2 protein-coding genes are annotated in these 595 nt (G+C 66.9%); both read right to left on the bottom strand.

The window, feature by feature from the left end; translation table 11 throughout:
• Nucleotides 1–20: 20 nt before the first annotated feature.
• Nucleotides 21–233, bottom strand: coding sequence for a hypothetical protein (locus B0F77_RS45255; RefSeq protein WP_086669230.1), 213 nt, complete (start codon nucleotides 231–233; stop codon nucleotides 21–23).
• 11 nt (nucleotides 234–244) lie between these two features.
• The coding region (locus B0F77_RS45250; protein WP_143467267.1) for a phage major capsid protein at nucleotides 245–595 on the bottom strand (351 nt) is incomplete at its 5' end.

The raw sequence follows: 595 nt of genomic DNA, 5'->3' as shown, positions 1-595 counted from the left end.
CGCCGACGTCGTCAGGTGGTTCACGGGGCGATTACCCCGGCGGTGCGCAGCGCCGAGAGCAGGGCGTTGAGCTTGGTGCGCAACGCATTCGCGTCCGCCAGCAGCGCGTCATACTCGGCCTTGGTCGGTGTAGCGCCCGCCGCAGCCGACGCGGTTGCCGCCGCAGCGTTCGTCACCGCCGCCGCTTGCGTCGTCCGGCGGGCAGCACCCGCCGCAGGGTTCAGGTATCCCATGGGCTTTTTCCTTACGCCGTCAGATCGATCTCAACGAACGCGGACGGCTGGATGACGCCGAACGCCGCCCGCATCTCCGCCAGAATCGCGACGAGGTTTTGGACAAAGAAATTCGCGTGGCTGTCGCTCATGGTGATGGCGGACTGTTCGCGGTCCCACAGGATCGCCTTGCGCCAGTCACCGACCCAACCGGTTCCCTGCGGCACCGCCTCCGACTCGATCACGGGCAGATCCCAGAGCGGCGCGATACCGAGGTTGCCGCCGACAGTCCCGACAGGACCACCCCGGTAGTAGCGCCCCTCGTTGTCCTGCAACAGATCCATGGTCTCAACGTCGACCGGGTTGAGCAGGTAGGCGGTCGG

Source organism: Lentzea kentuckyensis, from assembly GCF_002150765.1.
GTDB lineage: Bacteria > Actinomycetota > Actinomycetes > Mycobacteriales > Pseudonocardiaceae > Lentzea > Lentzea kentuckyensis.
The sequence above is the reverse complement of the archived record's forward strand: the minus strand, read 5'-3'. Positions and strand labels throughout refer to the sequence as shown.

What these genes read in the sequence shown, in the direction of transcription:
- B0F77_RS45255 (WP_086669230.1), bottom strand. Translation starts at nt 233, where the DNA reads ATGGGATACCTGAACCCTGCGGCGGGTGCTGCCCGCCGGACGACGCAA.